This window comes from Candidatus Chordibacter forsetii (assembly GCF_964187505.1).
Classification (GTDB): Bacteria; Verrucomicrobiota; Verrucomicrobiia; order Opitutales; family Seribacteraceae; genus Chordibacter; species Chordibacter forsetii.
The window spans coordinates 1-15,369 of sequence record NZ_CAXLML010000103.1 but is presented as its reverse complement, the minus strand read 5'-3'; the positions used below and the strand labels follow the sequence as shown (position 1 = coordinate 15,369).

The 15,369-nt window shown below is 44.2% G+C and carries 16 protein-coding genes; 2 read left to right on the top strand and 14 right to left on the bottom strand.

Features of this window, described 5'->3' with window-relative positions:
• Position 1: 1 nt before the first annotated feature.
• From ACKPQ4_RS04850 to xylB, 3 genes are read right to left on the bottom strand one after another with little or no spacing between them, the layout of a single operon-like run.
• Complete coding sequence (locus ACKPQ4_RS04850; protein ID WP_407680081.1) at positions 2-292, bottom strand: hypothetical protein; 291 nt, start codon at positions 290-292, stop codon at positions 2-4.
• Positions 289-1,050 (bottom strand): putative 4-mercaptohistidine N1-methyltransferase, encoded by a 762-nt coding sequence (locus ACKPQ4_RS04845; protein ID WP_407680080.1) that lies wholly within the window; start codon positions 1,048-1,050, stop codon positions 289-291. The genes ACKPQ4_RS04850 and ACKPQ4_RS04845 overlap by 4 nt, the downstream gene beginning before the upstream one ends.
• The gene (xylB, locus tag ACKPQ4_RS04840) at positions 1,047-2,558 is read right to left on the bottom strand and encodes a xylulokinase (RefSeq protein WP_407680079.1); all 1,512 of its coding nucleotides are present in this window, start codon (positions 2,556-2,558) and stop codon (positions 1,047-1,049) included. Before xylB ends, ACKPQ4_RS04845 begins: the two co-directional genes overlap by 4 nt.
• 160 nt (positions 2,559-2,718) lie before the next feature.
• Here xylB and ACKPQ4_RS04835 point away from each other — a divergent pair, with 160 nt between their 5' ends.
• On the top strand, positions 2,719-3,027 hold the full coding sequence (locus tag ACKPQ4_RS04835; protein ID WP_407680078.1) for a SelT/SelW/SelH family protein: 309 nt from the start codon (positions 2,719-2,721) through the stop codon (positions 3,025-3,027).
• A gap of 2 nt (positions 3,028-3,029) precedes the next feature.
• Here ACKPQ4_RS04835 and ACKPQ4_RS04830 read toward each other — a convergent pair whose 3' ends face one another.
• The 10 genes from ACKPQ4_RS04830 to ACKPQ4_RS04785 all read right to left on the bottom strand — a co-directional run bounded on the left by ACKPQ4_RS04830 (position 3,030) and on the right by ACKPQ4_RS04785 (position 11,797).
• The gene (locus ACKPQ4_RS04830) at positions 3,030-4,034 is read right to left on the bottom strand and encodes an ABC transporter permease (RefSeq protein WP_407680077.1); all 1,005 of its coding nucleotides are present in this window, start codon (positions 4,032-4,034) and stop codon (positions 3,030-3,032) included.
• Positions 4,035-4,048: 14 nt separating this feature from the next.
• A complete protein-coding gene (locus ACKPQ4_RS04825; protein ID WP_407680076.1) occupies positions 4,049-5,557 on the bottom strand; it encodes a sugar ABC transporter ATP-binding protein in 1,509 nt (502 codons plus the stop codon).
• Positions 5,558-5,559: 2 nt separating this feature from the next.
• Entirely contained in the window at positions 5,560-6,606 is a 1,047-nt protein-coding gene (locus ACKPQ4_RS04820; protein ID WP_407680075.1) for a sugar-binding protein, read from the bottom strand.
• Positions 6,607-6,646: 40 nt separating this feature from the next.
• On the bottom strand, positions 6,647-7,402 hold the full coding sequence (locus ACKPQ4_RS04815; RefSeq protein WP_407680074.1) for an SDR family NAD(P)-dependent oxidoreductase: 756 nt from the start codon (positions 7,400-7,402) through the stop codon (positions 6,647-6,649).
• 179 nt (positions 7,403-7,581) lie between these two features.
• The gene (locus ACKPQ4_RS04810; protein WP_407680073.1) at positions 7,582-8,454 is read right to left on the bottom strand and encodes an SMP-30/gluconolactonase/LRE family protein; all 873 of its coding nucleotides are present in this window, start codon (positions 8,452-8,454) and stop codon (positions 7,582-7,584) included.
• 25 nt (positions 8,455-8,479) lie between these two features.
• The gene (gene cysS / locus ACKPQ4_RS04805) at positions 8,480-9,889 is read right to left on the bottom strand and encodes a cysteine--tRNA ligase (protein ID WP_407680072.1); all 1,410 of its coding nucleotides are present in this window, start codon (positions 9,887-9,889) and stop codon (positions 8,480-8,482) included.
• Positions 9,890-9,899: 10 nt separating this feature from the next.
• The gene (locus tag ACKPQ4_RS04800) at positions 9,900-10,721 is read right to left on the bottom strand and encodes a TatD family hydrolase (protein ID WP_407680071.1); all 822 of its coding nucleotides are present in this window, start codon (positions 10,719-10,721) and stop codon (positions 9,900-9,902) included.
• Positions 10,722-10,743: 22 nt separating this feature from the next.
• Positions 10,744-10,980, bottom strand: coding sequence for a hypothetical protein (locus ACKPQ4_RS04795; RefSeq protein ID WP_407680070.1), 237 nt, complete (start codon positions 10,978-10,980; stop codon positions 10,744-10,746).
• A 12-nt stretch (positions 10,981-10,992) separates the two neighbouring features.
• Positions 10,993-11,364 (bottom strand): hypothetical protein, encoded by a 372-nt coding sequence (locus ACKPQ4_RS04790; protein WP_407680069.1) that lies wholly within the window; start codon positions 11,362-11,364, stop codon positions 10,993-10,995.
• Positions 11,365-11,440: 76 nt separating this feature from the next.
• Positions 11,441-11,797, bottom strand: coding sequence for a Spx/MgsR family RNA polymerase-binding regulatory protein (locus ACKPQ4_RS04785; RefSeq protein ID WP_407680068.1), 357 nt, complete (start codon positions 11,795-11,797; stop codon positions 11,441-11,443).
• Positions 11,798-11,886: 89 nt separating this feature from the next.
• Between ACKPQ4_RS04785 and ACKPQ4_RS04780 the strand changes: the two genes are divergently transcribed.
• The gene (locus ACKPQ4_RS04780) at positions 11,887-14,778 is read left to right on the top strand and encodes a M16 family metallopeptidase (RefSeq protein ID WP_407680067.1); all 2,892 of its coding nucleotides are present in this window, start codon (positions 11,887-11,889) and stop codon (positions 14,776-14,778) included.
• Positions 14,779-14,789: 11 nt separating this feature from the next.
• Here the strand turns inward: ACKPQ4_RS04780 and ACKPQ4_RS04775 are convergent, their stop codons facing one another.
• Positions 14,790-15,281 carry a hypothetical protein gene (locus ACKPQ4_RS04775; protein WP_407680066.1) on the bottom strand — a complete coding sequence of 164 codons (492 nt, stop codon included), beginning with the start codon at positions 15,279-15,281 and terminating at the stop codon, positions 14,790-14,792.
• Between the last annotated feature and the right edge of the window lie 88 nt (positions 15,282-15,369).

The window sequence follows — 15,369 nt, the reverse complement described above, 5'->3', positions numbered from 1 at the left end:
ATTACTTGAGTAATTCTTTAACCATCTCTTCCCACTCTACAGACAAGCTCGAGCGACACACAGGTTTGCCTGCACGGGCATACCAATATGCCGCGTTACCTAAATCCCCCTCCTCGCGATGCAAATAAGCATGCACCCAGTCTCCTTCAACCGACCCCGCACTCTGGGCTAATTCGTGAGCGTTCTCCCAATATCCTTTTTTTGCCCACCAAAGGGCCTGCAAAGGTGATGACAAATCTCCAAAAGGCTCATTTTCTTTTTCAATTAAAGAAAGAAAATCGGCAATGTTCATGAGTCACGTTTTCTTTTCCATCTCATACCTAAGGCCAGGCTGTATTGAAATTTTCTACGATGTTCACGAATAAGAAAAGGTAAGTTTTTTTCCATTTCTAAATCAAAGTGTTCTTCAAGAATATTCTTTAATGCGGATGCCGAATCTCCTTCCTCCAACCACTTTTCAGGAGAAGTGAATTCCTCAAGCCAGGTAAAAGGAGTGGTAAGGATTAAATGGCCACCTGGGTTTACAAGATCGGGAAGTCGGTCGAGTAAGGATAAAGGGTCGGGCAAGCGACAAAGTAGATTGGCCGCATGGACGACATCGAAGTGCCCAAGGTCTTTTCGTAAATTGCACGCATCTCCAACCTCGAAAGTTAGGTTGGACGGAAGATCAGCTATTTTTACCGATGCATCTTTCCACCTACTTCCCTCTTCATGGTACTGATAACTAAGTGATCCCGATTGCACCAGGCTGTTAGCAGCACCAATGAAGGATTCTGAATAATCGATACCCAGAACTTGACCGGAGATATTAGCCAAAACAAAACTACTTTTCCCCACCGCACATCCAAGGTCTAATGCTTGCCCGATTGACATGGATGTATCGATCAATTCCTCTACACTTCGACGGGCAAAATCAAGGGCATCTTTGGGACCGCCAGGCCAGGGAAACTGTTCTTCCTCCGATCCATAGTGAAAAAGTAAATACTCTCCAAGGGAGCGAGCGGTTTCATAGATTTCACCTCCCTGATTATTGCTATTAACAAGATTCATTCTGCAGATAATTCCCTAAAGGATTCTTTGAGCCGAGGATAAAGATTCTGATAAATCTTATAGTTTTTATGATACTTTGAAGGATTTGAACTTATCTCCACAAGCTCGGTCTCTTTAATCCATGAATCAGAGGCCTCCTCAACTGAAGAAAAGTGGTCGCATCCGACCGAGGCCAGCAATGCGGCACCATAAGCAGCTCCCTCCCTTGCATTGACCAAGGAACAGGGTGATTCAAAAATATCGGCCAACATTTGTTTCCATAGGGACGACCTAGCCCCACCGCCAGATAAAATTACTTTGTCAGGGCGAATGCCCAGTTCCTGCATTAAGGAAAGCGAATCTTTTAATCCATAGCTTACTCCTTCCAAAACGGCACGAGTGAGATGGGCTTTGCTGTGCCGTAAAGTCAAACCTACAAAAGCACCCCGGGCATGTGGATCCGGATGGGGTGTTCGCTCGCCAGACAAATAGGGAAGGAAAACCAAACCTTCGCACCCCACAGCCACTTGTTCTGCAGATCGAGTAAGTATTTCATATGCATTCTCCCCTCCCCCATTCTCGATGGATTGTTCCTCTCTGCCCAATTGATTTTTATACCACTGGAAGGAACCAGCCGCTGACAACATCACTCCCATTAAATGCCATTTACCAGGAACGGCATGACAAAATGCATGCAACTTCCCCTCTGGTTCCACACGGTACTGATTGCTCTGAGCAAAAACGACCCCACTTGTACCAAGAGTTGCCGAAACCATACCTTCCCTAACTATTCCGCAACCAACGGCTTGAGCCGCCTGGTCTCCACCACCCGCGATAACTGGGGTGCCTATGAATAAACCAGTTTGAGAGCTTGCATCTGGGGAAATCTTGGTCGATGCAATCGTAGATTCAGTAAGTTCTGGCAACCAATCTTTTGACCAACCCATCCCCGAAAGGATTTCGTCCGACCATTTTCTCTCTCCTACATTAAGCATGGATGTGCCTGATGCGTCTGATACTTCGGAGAAAAATTCTCCAGTCAATCGATAGCGAATATAATCCTTGGGTAAAAGTACTTTGGAAATCTTGGAAAACACTTCTGGTTCATTCTTTTCAACCCAGCGTAATTTGGGAGCGGTGAAACCAGCAAGGATTGGGTTACCTGTAAGACGCAAAACTTCAGCTTCACCTAAAAGCTCGGTCATCTCTTCACACTCCTTAAAAGAACGCTGATCATTCCACATGATACATGGACGAAGAACTTGTCCATGAGCATCAAGGATGACCAAGCCGTGCATTTGTCCAGTTAATCCTATCCCGGCAATAGATTCGGATTTCACATCCTTTAATAATTCTTTTAATGCCTTACAGGTGGCCTCCCACCAAACCTCCGGGTCTGTTTCGGCTTGCAAGGGAGCAGGTGTTTGAAACGGATACTCCGGGTTACTGCTAGCAAGGACTTTACCGGATGAATCAACCAATAAGGCCTTGATCGAGGATGTACCAACGTCGATTCCAATAAATTTCATAACTTATTTATCAAACCAACCCATTGAGTGTTGGCAACTGGAATGACCAGCCAAGCCAAATACCTTCATTTTCCAAAAGGTAGCTTGTAGAGTCCCCAAAGCCAATATCAGCAAACTCCATTCTTGCACTTTGCTAATTCTCCACAATAGCTATTTTGCAATGACAAAGGAAGATTCAATCGAACCCACAAAACAACCCATCCTACGAATTCGATATTGTCCTGGTTGCGGATGGATGCTCCGAGCAACTTGGCTCGCTCAAGAAGTGCTGATTACCTTTGCTCAAGAAATCGGTTCCGTTTCCCTGGAACCAGTGAAAGAAACAGCAGGAATCTTTCAGGTATGGTTGAATGATAAACCCGTTTGGTGCCGAAAGTTAGATTCTGGGTTTCCACAACCTAAAGAGTTAAAGCAAAGAATCCGTGATCTTATTTGTCCGGGTCGAGACCTCGGACATTCGGATAAATAAAATTAGGTTTTTTGGGCGGCCTGTTTACGGGCCACCGCTTTCTTGAGGAATTCATCCCCGATGACACCCAGAAGAATCACCAACCCGAGAATGCCAAATTCGAGGTGTGTCGATATACCGACCATATTTATGGAATTATAAATCAATCGAATAACTGCAGCCGCAATGACCACACCCAAGACCGAACCCTCTCCTCCCCGCAAACTACATCCACCCAGCACCGCAGCGGCAATTGCATAGAGTTCGTAAAATTCGCCCGTTTGAGCAGGTTGGACAGAATCCAATTCGAAAGCGAAAAGAATCCCCGCGATTCCGGCAAACAAGGAGCAGAGCACATAGGCGAGTATTTTCATCCTGTCCGTATTAATGCCGCTATACCGAGTACCTTCCTCGTTATTACCCAAAGCAAAAAGGTAGCGCCCCCAAATGGTACGACGCAAAAACACCGCAGCGGCAATGGAAAGAACCAATATAAAAAGAGCAGGTGTGGGAAGGTTAAACGATCCCAAAGCAATCTTTCCACTAAACAGAAAATCAAGGCCCTGTATTTGTTCTAAGTTTTTATACCCGGCATCATCTTCGTATGGCATTGGTCCAATCGACTGGTTGTCGGTAAGCCAGCGACCCATACTTCGGTAGACCAATAATCCACATAGGGTTACAACAAACGGCTGGACTTTTGCCTTGGTTATTAAAAGTCCGTGAAGCAAACCAATTCCCAAAGATAGTACCAAGGTGATTCCTATAGCACTCCAAGGGTCCATCCCTTCCAGTTTAAGGCAGATTGATAAGACCACCGAGACCAAGCCAACGACTGACCCGATAGAGAGATCAATACCGCCCGTTATAATAACAAAGGCAACTCCCAGGCTCATCACTGCGTACAAACTCGACCATTTGATCAAGTTTTGCATGTTGTATGCGTTGAGGAATTTAGGATTGATTACTGCCGTGATCACAAAGATTGCAACCAAGAGAATAAAGATACCAAGTACATTTTTTTTCATATAAACTTATTAAATTAGGCCGCCACCAAATTACCGGTTGCCAAGTTCATGATTGCTTTCTCGCTCAATTGATCCCGACTAAGTTCACCAGATATTTGACCCTCGTGCATAACATAGGCCCGATCAGCCATGCCCAAGACCTCTTCCATCTCACTGGAAACAAAGAGAATGGCCATGCCCTCTCCTGCCAGTTTCTCCATCAGTTTGTAAATTTCTCTTTTCGCTCCGACATCTATCCCGCGTGTCGGTTCATCCAACAGCAATAATTTAGGAGACATCGCTAACCATTTTCCCAAAACAATTTTTTGCTGATTTCCTCCGGAAAGAAACCTCGCCATCTGTTCGAAATTGGGTGTTTTGATCTTCATCGATTTTACCGCATTTTGGGTGACCGCCCGTTCTGCATTTTCATTCAACCATCCACGCGACGCATCTCTTTGTAAACTTGGTAAGCTACTATTTTCACGTACCGACATGGGCAGGACCAAACCGTGTTGTTTTCGATCTTCTGGAGCCAGAGCAATACCTTCAGAAATTGCAGCTCTTGGATTTCGAATTTCTTTCACTTCTCCACTAATTTCCAAGGAACCACCCAGGGCTGGAGTTACCCCAAAAATAGTTTGTAAAAGTTCTGTTCTACCTGCACCTACCAAACCAGCAACTCCTACAATTTCACCTTCAGAGACTTTTAGGGACAAAGGATGCTGGGGGTAAGATGGACAGCGTAAATCTTTAAGGGATATAACAGGCTTACCGGGACGATGGACTTGCCGGTCGTAAAATTCACTTAATTCGCGACCAACCATAAGTTTGACCATATTATCGTGATCAATCTGATCCTGCATTAATTCTCCCGCATTTTCTCCATCACGAAAAACGGTTACCCGATCAGCCAATTCCTTGACCTCTCCAAGACGGTGGGAAATGTAAATCACACTTATTCCCTTGGACCGCAAATTCTTAACCACCTTAAAGAGAGTTTCCGTTTCTTTTTGCGAAAGACTACTCGTAGGCTCGTCCATTATCAGCACACGGGCGTTACAAGATAAAGCTTTGGCAATTTCAACCAATTGTTGCTTACCAATCGGTATCGATCCGGCAAGCGTATCAACAGGGAGATCAAGCCCAACCTGAGAAAGAAACTTTTCAGTCTGCCTACGTATTTCCGATTCATCAATAAGGCCAGCCTTCGTCGGTTCGCGCCCAAGAAAAACATTGGCTGCCAAGTCGAGGTTCCCACACAAATTGAGTTCCTGATGAATTAAAGCGATTCCCTCATCCATCGCGTCGTTTACATTACGGAAGGAAACCTTTTTGCCACATACAAGAAACTCGCCTTCGTCAGCTGGTTGAACCCCAGCTAAGATTTTCATCAATGTGCTTTTACCTGCTCCATTTTCTCCGATTAGGGCAAGAACCTCGCCTTTTTGTAAGTGGAGAGACACCCCCCGAAGAGCGAGTACCCCAGGGAAACTTTTTTGTAATCCGCTTACCTCAAGCAAGGGGCTGGAGGTTTCGTCCATCCTTATTGTTGCTTACCCAATGCAGCCATTTCTTTCTTCTTGGTCCAAAACTCTTCCACATTGCTTCGGTCAACTACAAGAAAAGGTAGTTCAAAATATTGGGCATCGGGCTGCTTTCCTTCATGAATAGACTTGAGCATTTTAATCGATTCATACCCATACTCCCAAGGTTGTTGACTGATCGTCCCATGGGCATTTCCGTCAAGAATTGCCTGCAGGGTTGCATCCTGCTCATCAAAGCCACAAACCTTGATTTGATTTTGTTTATTTGCCTCCCTAATCGCATCAATACAAGCGGGAGGATTGTAAGCAAACAAACCGACCATACATTTTAAATTTTTATACTTGGTCATGGAATCCTCGGCATTGCTCTTAGCCTTGGCTTTGTCAAAATTATCAGTGCGCGTGTCCAAAACTATGTATTTTGATCCTTCAGCCTTTAAGTCCGAAGCATCCACTGGATCGAACTTCACTTGGTCGAGCTTCTGCATTGGTCGGTTTAATAATTCATCGATCACTCCCTGCCGGCGTTGGCGTGCATTGAGTTGTTCCAATCGCCCCACAAAAATCATCACTTCCCCACCCCCCGGAATGGCTTTTTTAACCAAGCTACCGAGAGCTCTTCCAGCTTTATAATTATTTGTTCCGATGTAAACAAGACGGTCGCTTTTAGGAGCATCCGCATCCTGAGTGATTAAAATAGTATTTTGCCCAACTTCATTAAGAAAAGGAGTTTGGTTCTCCGCATCAATCGGACTCACCGCAACTCCATCTACACCTTTGGCAAGCATAGCTTCCATCATCCGTTTTTGATCGACCACTCCTTTAGGAGGCATCAACACTTCGCATTGTACGCCAAATTCTTTTTCAGCAATACGCACACCAGCGGCACATAAATCCCAAAAGGGATCAATTCCATTAGTCACATAGGCGAATGTTGGAACATCGGAAGCTTTTTCTAATTCTGAGTGGTTTTCTCCACCACAACCGCTCAAAAGAACGAGCAAATAGGAAAGAAAGAATAGTGAAAGGGATTTTTTAATATTCATCGAATTAAATAAAGAAGGCAGGAGTCAAATCGGTCAAGGATTACCAAGGAGTTCGTCCACCATTTACACAAAGGGTTTGGCCGGTAACAAAAGAGGCTTCATCGGAAGCAAAATACCTTACCGCCTGTCCAACATCCTTGGGAGATCCCCAACGACCCATTGGGATGCTACTTAAATATGCATCCTTATCTTCCTGCGGATCATCAACATGTCGATCGGTGGGTATCCACCCAGGAGCTACCGTGTTTACGGTTATTCCAGTGGACGCAAGTTCCACGGATAAACTCCGACTCCATCCAATCTGCCCGCCCTTCGCCGCAACATAAGCAGTAAACTGCGGAACGGACGCATGAAATACTTCACTGGTGATATTTATTATTCTACCCCATTTACGCTTTTTCATTCCCGGCAATGCAGATTGGGCAAGTAAAAATGGACTGAGGACAAAAAAATCGTACATCTCACGATAGAAGTCGGAATCGTACTCCTCGATTGGTTTTTGAGGCTGTGGTCCCGTGGCATTAGGCACAATTACATCGACCGATCCAAATTTTTCCTCCACCGCCTCAACCATCGAACTAACCTGCTCTTGATCGGTGACATCTGCCCGAACCACCATGACATGAGCTCCCCTAGATTGAAGAGACTCCCGTGCTTTTTCAGCAACCTCTCGATTACCATGGTAATTGAGCGCCAATTTGGCCCCGGCATCTGCCAAACACTCAGCTATTCCCAAACCCAATCCTCTTGTGCTTCCGGTTATGAGAGCAACTTTATTCTTTAGTGAAAAACTCATTGTTATGATATTAGCAGATTAACTGAATATTAGAAATATGTATTATTGACGGTAGCATACCCATTTTTGACATATATTTTTTATAGAAATGAAGAACCGGCCATGAGACTTTTTTTTGCCTAGACTGAATAATTTGATATTTCAAATATATTTGAAATATCAAATTTCATTTCGTTCATTTAACCGTGGTAAGGTTGAGCTGGCGTACCCTGAGCATGCAAACCATCGACCACAAATACATGCCCTGCACCTGCTTCTTCTAAAGTTTTGTGAATTCCGGTAGTAACAAACAATCGGTCCAAGCGATTTCCACCAAATGTACAGGCGGTGGTCTCAACACAGGGAAGTAAGACCTTCCGCAAAAGCTCTCCAGTATCGGGATTTACCTGTAAAACTGCTCCACCGTGACACATCGCCACCCAGAGCATTCCCTCGGAGTCCATGGTCATCCCATCTGGAGAGCCCTCAATACCAAACTTGGTAAAGTCTACTGCAATACGGGAATTTTCGATCTTTCCACTCGCAAGGTCATAATCATATACGGTCACCTTTTGTGTCGGAGTATCAATGTAGTACATAAGCTTTTTTTCTTGGTCCCAACAAATTCCATTCGAATTGGTCACTCCTGGGATCATTCGTTTCAAACTACCAGATTGATCCAACCGATAAAGGCTGGCATCTCCCGTTTTTTTAACCGTACTTATCGTACCCGCCCAAAACCTTCCACCTGGGTCACATTTTCCATCATTAAAACGATTATCAGGTCGTTTTTCCGCTTCCGGATCCGCCAAGCTAATTTTTGATCCATCAAGGGGATTAAAGCGGTAAATCCCCGAATCTCCCGCACACAGAAGATCACCTGACTGGCAGGGAACCACAGTGCCTATTCTCTCGTCCATGTCCCAAATCTTTTCCACCCCGCTTTGGGTATCTAACCTAATTAGAGCGTGTCCTTCGATATCCACATAATATAGATGGTCCTGCCAAAAGATAGGACCTTCGCCCCACTTGGAAGATCGAGAACCGATTTGCTCAATAGTTAATTCACTCATTGGAATATTTTGATAATCGTAAGGTTTAAGCCTTGATCAACTCAAAGGAGTCCTTGCTGTCTTTGACCACCCACCCAGCTTGTTGAATTTTTTCACGAAATTGATCGGCGGCCGTCCAGTCTTTCGATTGCTTGGCTTGCCATCTTTGCTCTGCCCATTTCTTCACTTCGGCTGGAACTGCCTCTTCTTTTTCTTCGGAAAACCTAAGTCCAAAGAGATCAAGGACTGACCGAAAACCTGTTCGTAAACGATTTATCTCCCCTGCCCCGTTTGCATAATTACCTTTTGATAAGGCTTCAGATATCTCGCGTACCAATCCAAATAATTTCCCTAGTGCATCCGAAGTATTCATATCCTTCAGGATCGCTTGTTGTACCGGTAAAAAAGGACCAAATTCAGTTGCAAGAGATGAACCGAGCGGTGAAGCTGAGCTGTCAATTTTCTTTGCAAAATCAGCTAACTTTTTTATGGCCTTCTGAGCAGCCTTGAGGGAATCAAAAGTAAAATTAAGTGGTTGCCGATAACTCCCTGATAATAACAGGTAGCGTACTTCCTGGATGCCATATCCCCTGTCAATAATGTCATCCAGGGTATATAAATTACCCAGCGACTTGCTCATCTTTGTTCCCTCAACCATCAAGTGGGCTATATGAAACCAATGACGTGCAAAGGTCTTACCAGTAACGCTCTCGCTTTGAGCAATTTCGTTCTCGTGGTGAGGAAAAATCAAGTCGACGCCACCCGAATGCAAGTCGAAAGATTCTCCAAGATACTTCATGCTCATGGCACTACATTCAATATGCCAACCTGGACGGCCCTGCCCCCAAGGAGACTCCCAATAATTTTCTCCGTCATCTTGTTGACGGGCTTTCCAAAGAGCAAAGTCTGCTGCTGAATCCCTTTCATACTCGTCAGATGTTTCCCGAGAAATTTCGTTTGTTGTGATTTCACGTTCTGCAAGACGCGAAAGCCTCCCGTATTTAGCGAAAGCCTCGACTTTAAAATAAACTGACCCATCGCTTGCCTGATAGGCATTCCCAGCTTCGATTAATCTTTCAATTAAGGAAATTTGTTCGGGAATATGATCAACTGCAGAAGGCTCAGCATGTGGAATCATTAAATTAAGCAGTTCACAATCCTTTTGAAACCTTTGTGCCCAGCGATTCGTAAACTCCCCCAGGCTTAACCCCTCTGCCTGAGACTCACGGATGGTCTTGTCATCCACATCGGTGAGGTTACGCACATGGTAGGTCTTTAAACCGTTGGTTTCCAGGACCCGTCGAAAGACATCCTGTAATACAAATGTTCGAAAATTACCCACATGTGCAGGCCCATAGACCGTTGGGCCGCAGCAATAAAAACGTACCGTGTCTCCATCCATAGCATACATCTCCCGAACCTCTCGGGTGAATGTATCGTAAAGCTGAAATGGCATCGAAAGAGGACTATTCCTCGGTAATCCGAATAGGTTTAATGTCCCACTTGGGATTTTGCCCTAAGAAACGGCAAGGATTGTTATGAAAAATCTCGACTGCCTCTTGAACCGCGTGTCCACGACGGCGATATTCGACAATACATTCCTGCAAGGTAAAAGGATCGCTCGGGCCCCAGTCCGCAGAGGAATTAACTAATAACCGTTCTGTAGGATATTTTTCTAAAATATCAACCGCCCGGCGGGGGCTACATTTGGTAACAGGGTACAGGGTCATACCCGCCCAATAACCTGCATCCAATACCCATTCAATTGTCTCTTCCTCGACATGATCGATCCAAATTTTATCAGGGTTTACATCCATCCCTGACAATACTTCAAGCACGGTTTTTGTACCATGAGCTTTGTCTGACAAATGAGGAGTGTGGATGAGGACTAATTGATCATGCTTCATGGCCATTTCCACATGGGCTTCGAGTGCGGCTATCTCGTTGGGCGTGGATTTGTGCAATCCAGTCTCGCCTACTCCCAGGCAATTTGGCTTATCCAGAAACTCAGGCATTTGCTTGAGCACTTCATTCGTGAGTTCCACATTTTCTGCTTCTTTGGGATTTACGGCAACCCAGCAAAAATGACGGATACCAAACTCAGCCGCACGGGTTGGTTCAAATTCAGAAATCTGAGCAAAATAATCGATAAATGTTTCCGGGTGCCTGCGGTCAAACCCCGCCCAAAAAGCGGGTTCACAAACCGCTACAACTCCAGACATTGACATTCGCTCATAATCCTGCGCGGTGCGGGCTATGGCGTGATAATGTGGCTGAATGATCTGCATGAGGAAAAAGCGGGGTTTAAAATCAGTTAATTTTAGCGAAATGAGTAAGCAATTGCTCCGCCCGATTTGATTTAGTATGATCAGGATTAGCCAGTAATTGCATGGCTTCCCTCAAGGATTCAAGTTTACTCTCATCCTTCGCATTATGACCTTCCCGGCTAACCGATTCATCGTACCGGTCGAGCAGAGCTGCCACTTCGAGTAAGTCGCGTCGGGCTTCCAAAAAGTAAGTATCTAAAGTTTGCTTAGGGCTCAGCATGACGGAGGTAAGTTAGAGTTGGGGAATTACAGAAGAATGATGATGAAGAATCTTAGGATCGCTTGATTCATCAACTAGGAAGGTGTAGCGGGCAGGAAATTCCTGGCGGGCTTCTCCTTCTCCATGAAAGAAGGTGTAAGTTCCAGTATACAAAAATTTCTGATTCCCAATGTCTTGACGAAGTGTACCTGCTTGATCAAAGGAAACACCCGCACCCACTCGGGTGGTAAATGCATCGAAGTAAGCACGAATACCCTCTGGATTGTCAATAGACTTGGAAGCAAAAGTCGCCAGCAAACGGGCACTTCTAGCATAAAGGGCACAAACCTCGTCGACCAAACCAGCGTTCACTCGGTCATTCCATAAATCAGTTAAGTTTCTCATCGTTACAAATGATCTCTCTAAAGAAATACTTCTATACACTCAATATCATATGATGGTTTGGGGTAAAAATAAGTCTTTAACCCAAAGACTGCTCCCACTGCTCAGGTTTAAATCCTTGGAGCACCAATTCCTCTCCCACGAGCACGGGTCTTTTAACCAAGTTACCTTGTCCGATCAAGAGCTCAAAAGCTTTATCATCTGTTATTTCACCGATTACTTCTTTGATCGAAGGATCGCGGTAATCTTTACTTGAAGTATTGAAAAGTTTTTTTAGTTCACCGCCGTGACTTTTTAATAACCTGGCCAATTCCTTTTTGTTAGGCGGATTATCTCTAATGGGTATACGCTCGAATTCCAATCCCCGAGACTCCAACCAGAGGCGAGCTTTTTTACAGGTTGAACATTTTTCGTATTCGTAAAATTTGAATTTCATTGGTTTAAGGGTATAAGAATTATAGCTTTATTATCTTTCAAAACATTACCTTTTCCAGCCTTTTTATGAAGTCAACTCTACACCGGACAATGGGAAGCTTCTTTGCCCTTGCTATATTAACCTCCTGCTCACCAACCGGGAAACCTGATTCTCCCTCTTCTAAAACAAAACAATCTTCCATGCAAGTTTTGCAAAAAACCCTAGACAACGGCCTCACCGTTTACCTCAGCCCCAATGCCGAAGAACCTCGCTTTTATGCAGAAATCATTACCCGGGCTGGAAGTAAACACGATCCTTCAACCAATACGGGACTGGCACATTACCTCGAGCATTTACTTTTTAAAGGTACCCGCTCATTTGGTACGGAAAATTTTGCCAAGGAGGAACCTCTGCTCCGACAAATCAGTGAGTTATACGAACAAAGAGCCACCGAAGAAAACGAGACAAAACGAGATGAGATTTACCGACAAATCAATACCCTATCCACGGAGGCATCGAAACTGGCAATCCCCAACGAAATGGACCGTGTATACAGTGACATGGGTGCAAAGGGATTAAATGCCCACACTTGGCACGAGGAAACCGTTTACAAAATTGACTTACCTGCCAACCGGCTTGAACACTGGGCAAAAATTGAAAGCGAACGATTTGCCCAACCAGTCTTTCGCTTATTTCACACGGAATTAGAAACGGTCTATGAAGAAAAAAATCGGGCGATCGATAACAAGCATCGGTTGATTTACCGTGCCGTAAATAATCTACTTTTTAAAGTTCACCCATATGGTCAACAATCCACACTAGGCACCGTCGAGCACCTAAAAAATCCATCGATATATGCGATCGAAGAATTTTACTCCACCCATTATGTCCCCCAAAATATGGCTATTTGCCTATCCGGAGACCTCGATCCTGAGCCAACTTTTGCCATCATAGAAAAGTATTTTGGCAAATGGAGTGGACCCGAGAAACTTCGTCCCGAACCATCTTGGAATGAAAAACCCTTAAAAGGGCGTGAATTCGTAGAGGTAGAGTATTTGGGAGAAGAGCATGTGGTCCTTGCTTTTCGTACAGCACCCAAGCACCACGCGGATTACCCAACTTTGCGCCTGATTGATATGATCCTCGACAATGCAGTGGCCGGTTTGATCAATCTCGACCTGGTTGAAAAACAAAAAGTTCGGGCGGCAGGGTGCTACCCACAAAACCTTAATGATTTCGGTGCCCACTTTCTTTATGGTACTCCCAAAGATGGACAAAGTTTAGAAACAGTCGAACAGTTGCTTCTTCAACAAATCGAACGAGTCAAAAAAGGAGACTTTGAGAATTGGGCCTTGCAAGCGGTAATCAATGATTTCAAAAAACGACAAAAAGAAAATTATGAGAAAAACGACCAAAGGGTTGAATTGCTCCGGGATACCTTTTTGGCGTTTGTTGACTGGAATGTTACCTTGAACGAAATCTCCGAAATGGAACAGGTAACTAAAGCCGACATTATTCGTGTAGCTAATAAATATTACGGAAAAGATTATGTGGTCGGCTTTCGAATCGATGCCCAACATGACCTACCCTCCATCGAAAAACCGGCCATTGATCCACTAAGCATCGATCCAGATAAGGGATCCGCATTTATGGAAGAAGTTGATCAGCTTTCCTACGAACCACTTCAGCCTAAATTTCTTGTTCCAGAAAAAGACTTTTCAGTACGAGAAATCTCTCCCGGAATTCGATTAATTTACGCATTCAATCCACTCAATGATCTTTTCAACTTGGATGTCCGTATGGATCTTGGCTTTGACCATCAACCTATGCTTTCCACTGCAAAGCGCATGCTTGACCGTGCAGGTGCAAGACAAATGAGCTCAGAGGATTTGAAAGTTGAATGGTATAAATTAGGTACTGACTTCGGTTTTGGAGTCCAGGAACATTTTAGCAGTTTCTTCATCAATGGGTTGGATGAAAATTTCCTGTCCTCCCTACAATTAGCTGAGTCACACCTTCTATTCCCAAATACATCTGAAGAAACCTGGAATGAAACTAAAGACATTATTCTATCCGAGCGAGATGATGAACAAAAAGATCCCAATGCCCTAACCCATGCACTGGCTCACTTTCATCGTTATGGAGAAAACTCACGCTATCTTAAACGTTCCTCAGATGCGGACCTAAACAATTCAACTACTTCAGGCTTGTCCGAATTGCTCAAACAGGCTGTAGAGTCTCCGCGATCCATACTTTATTTTGGCCCTCAATCCCCCGACATTGTGGAACAATGGATACGTAACTCATTTCTCGGAGTTCTACCACAGCACAAAGCAGCAAAAGTCGAACCGGACCGCTCGTTAAAGACTAAGAAAGACCAAGTTTACTTTTTGCATAAGGAAATGGCTCAAGCTCAAGTTCGATTTGAATTTCCCTCTGGTCTACTTGACGAATCACTCACCCCCTCTATTCAAATTTTTAATGAATATTTTGGTGGTGGCATGGCTGGTCTTGTCTTTCAGGAACTTCGCGAAGCAAGGGCATTAGCGTACTCAGCATGGGCTCGTTTTTTCACTCCTTCCCGGCCAGGCGAAGAAAATGTTATGGTCGGTTCTATCGGTTGCCAGGCGGACAAAACCATTGATGCAATGAATGCATTCATTGGTTTACTTAAAGAAATGCCAGTGAGCAATACACGCTGGTCATCCGCACATGCTTCTCTGCTAAGTGCTTATCGTACCAACCCAATTACTTCTCGGGCGATTCCCAAGTTTGTTTATGATGTCGACGCTCTTGGATTAGAGATCGACCCTCGGGAATCCAGATTCAAAAACCTGAGCAAAGCAAAGATTGATGAATTTGAAAAATTCTACCAAGATAAAATCAAAGCCAAATCAATTTTATTTTCGGTAGTGGGAGATTCGACCAGAATAAATATGGATGCTCTCAAAAAATTTGGCCCATTTACACAAGTAAGTGCGAAAGAACTATTTCGCAGGTAAAAGTTGGGGATTTACGATTGGGCACCTCGAGGGCTCTCGGGGATCTTTCCGTTGGTTGGTGGGAAAGCAATACCCTCTTCCTCCACGCTTTGATTTAAAGTTGGCTTTAGAGAATTTTCGGATTGGCTCGGTTGAACTGCATCAGTTGTTTCAGGGAGCTTGAGTACTTTCCTGAAAAAATTAAAAACCTTGGCACATTCGATCTTTTTTTGGTCTTGGTTATGGAGTCGTAAAATTAACTTTTCAGATTTGCCCGTGGACAGGTCTGTCATATGGCAGTTACAGCTTGCTTTCTGTTTTTCTCCAGTTGGAAACTCGACGACATCAATCATTCCCATGGGAAGAACTTCATTATCTTGACCAACTAATTCCATCCGTAAAGACACTCTATTTTTGTCGAAACTGAAAAGGCGCAGGCTATTAACTTTACGAGTTTTATCTTCTTTCAACATATTTTCCATACCAGTTCGTAAGGAATTAATGATTTCAACTGATCGATTCATTGGGGTTCAACCATCTTCATAATTGTTGCCCGTCAGGCAATAGAATTTTAAATCTATTTTTATGTCTATCGGTTTGGATTATAGAGGA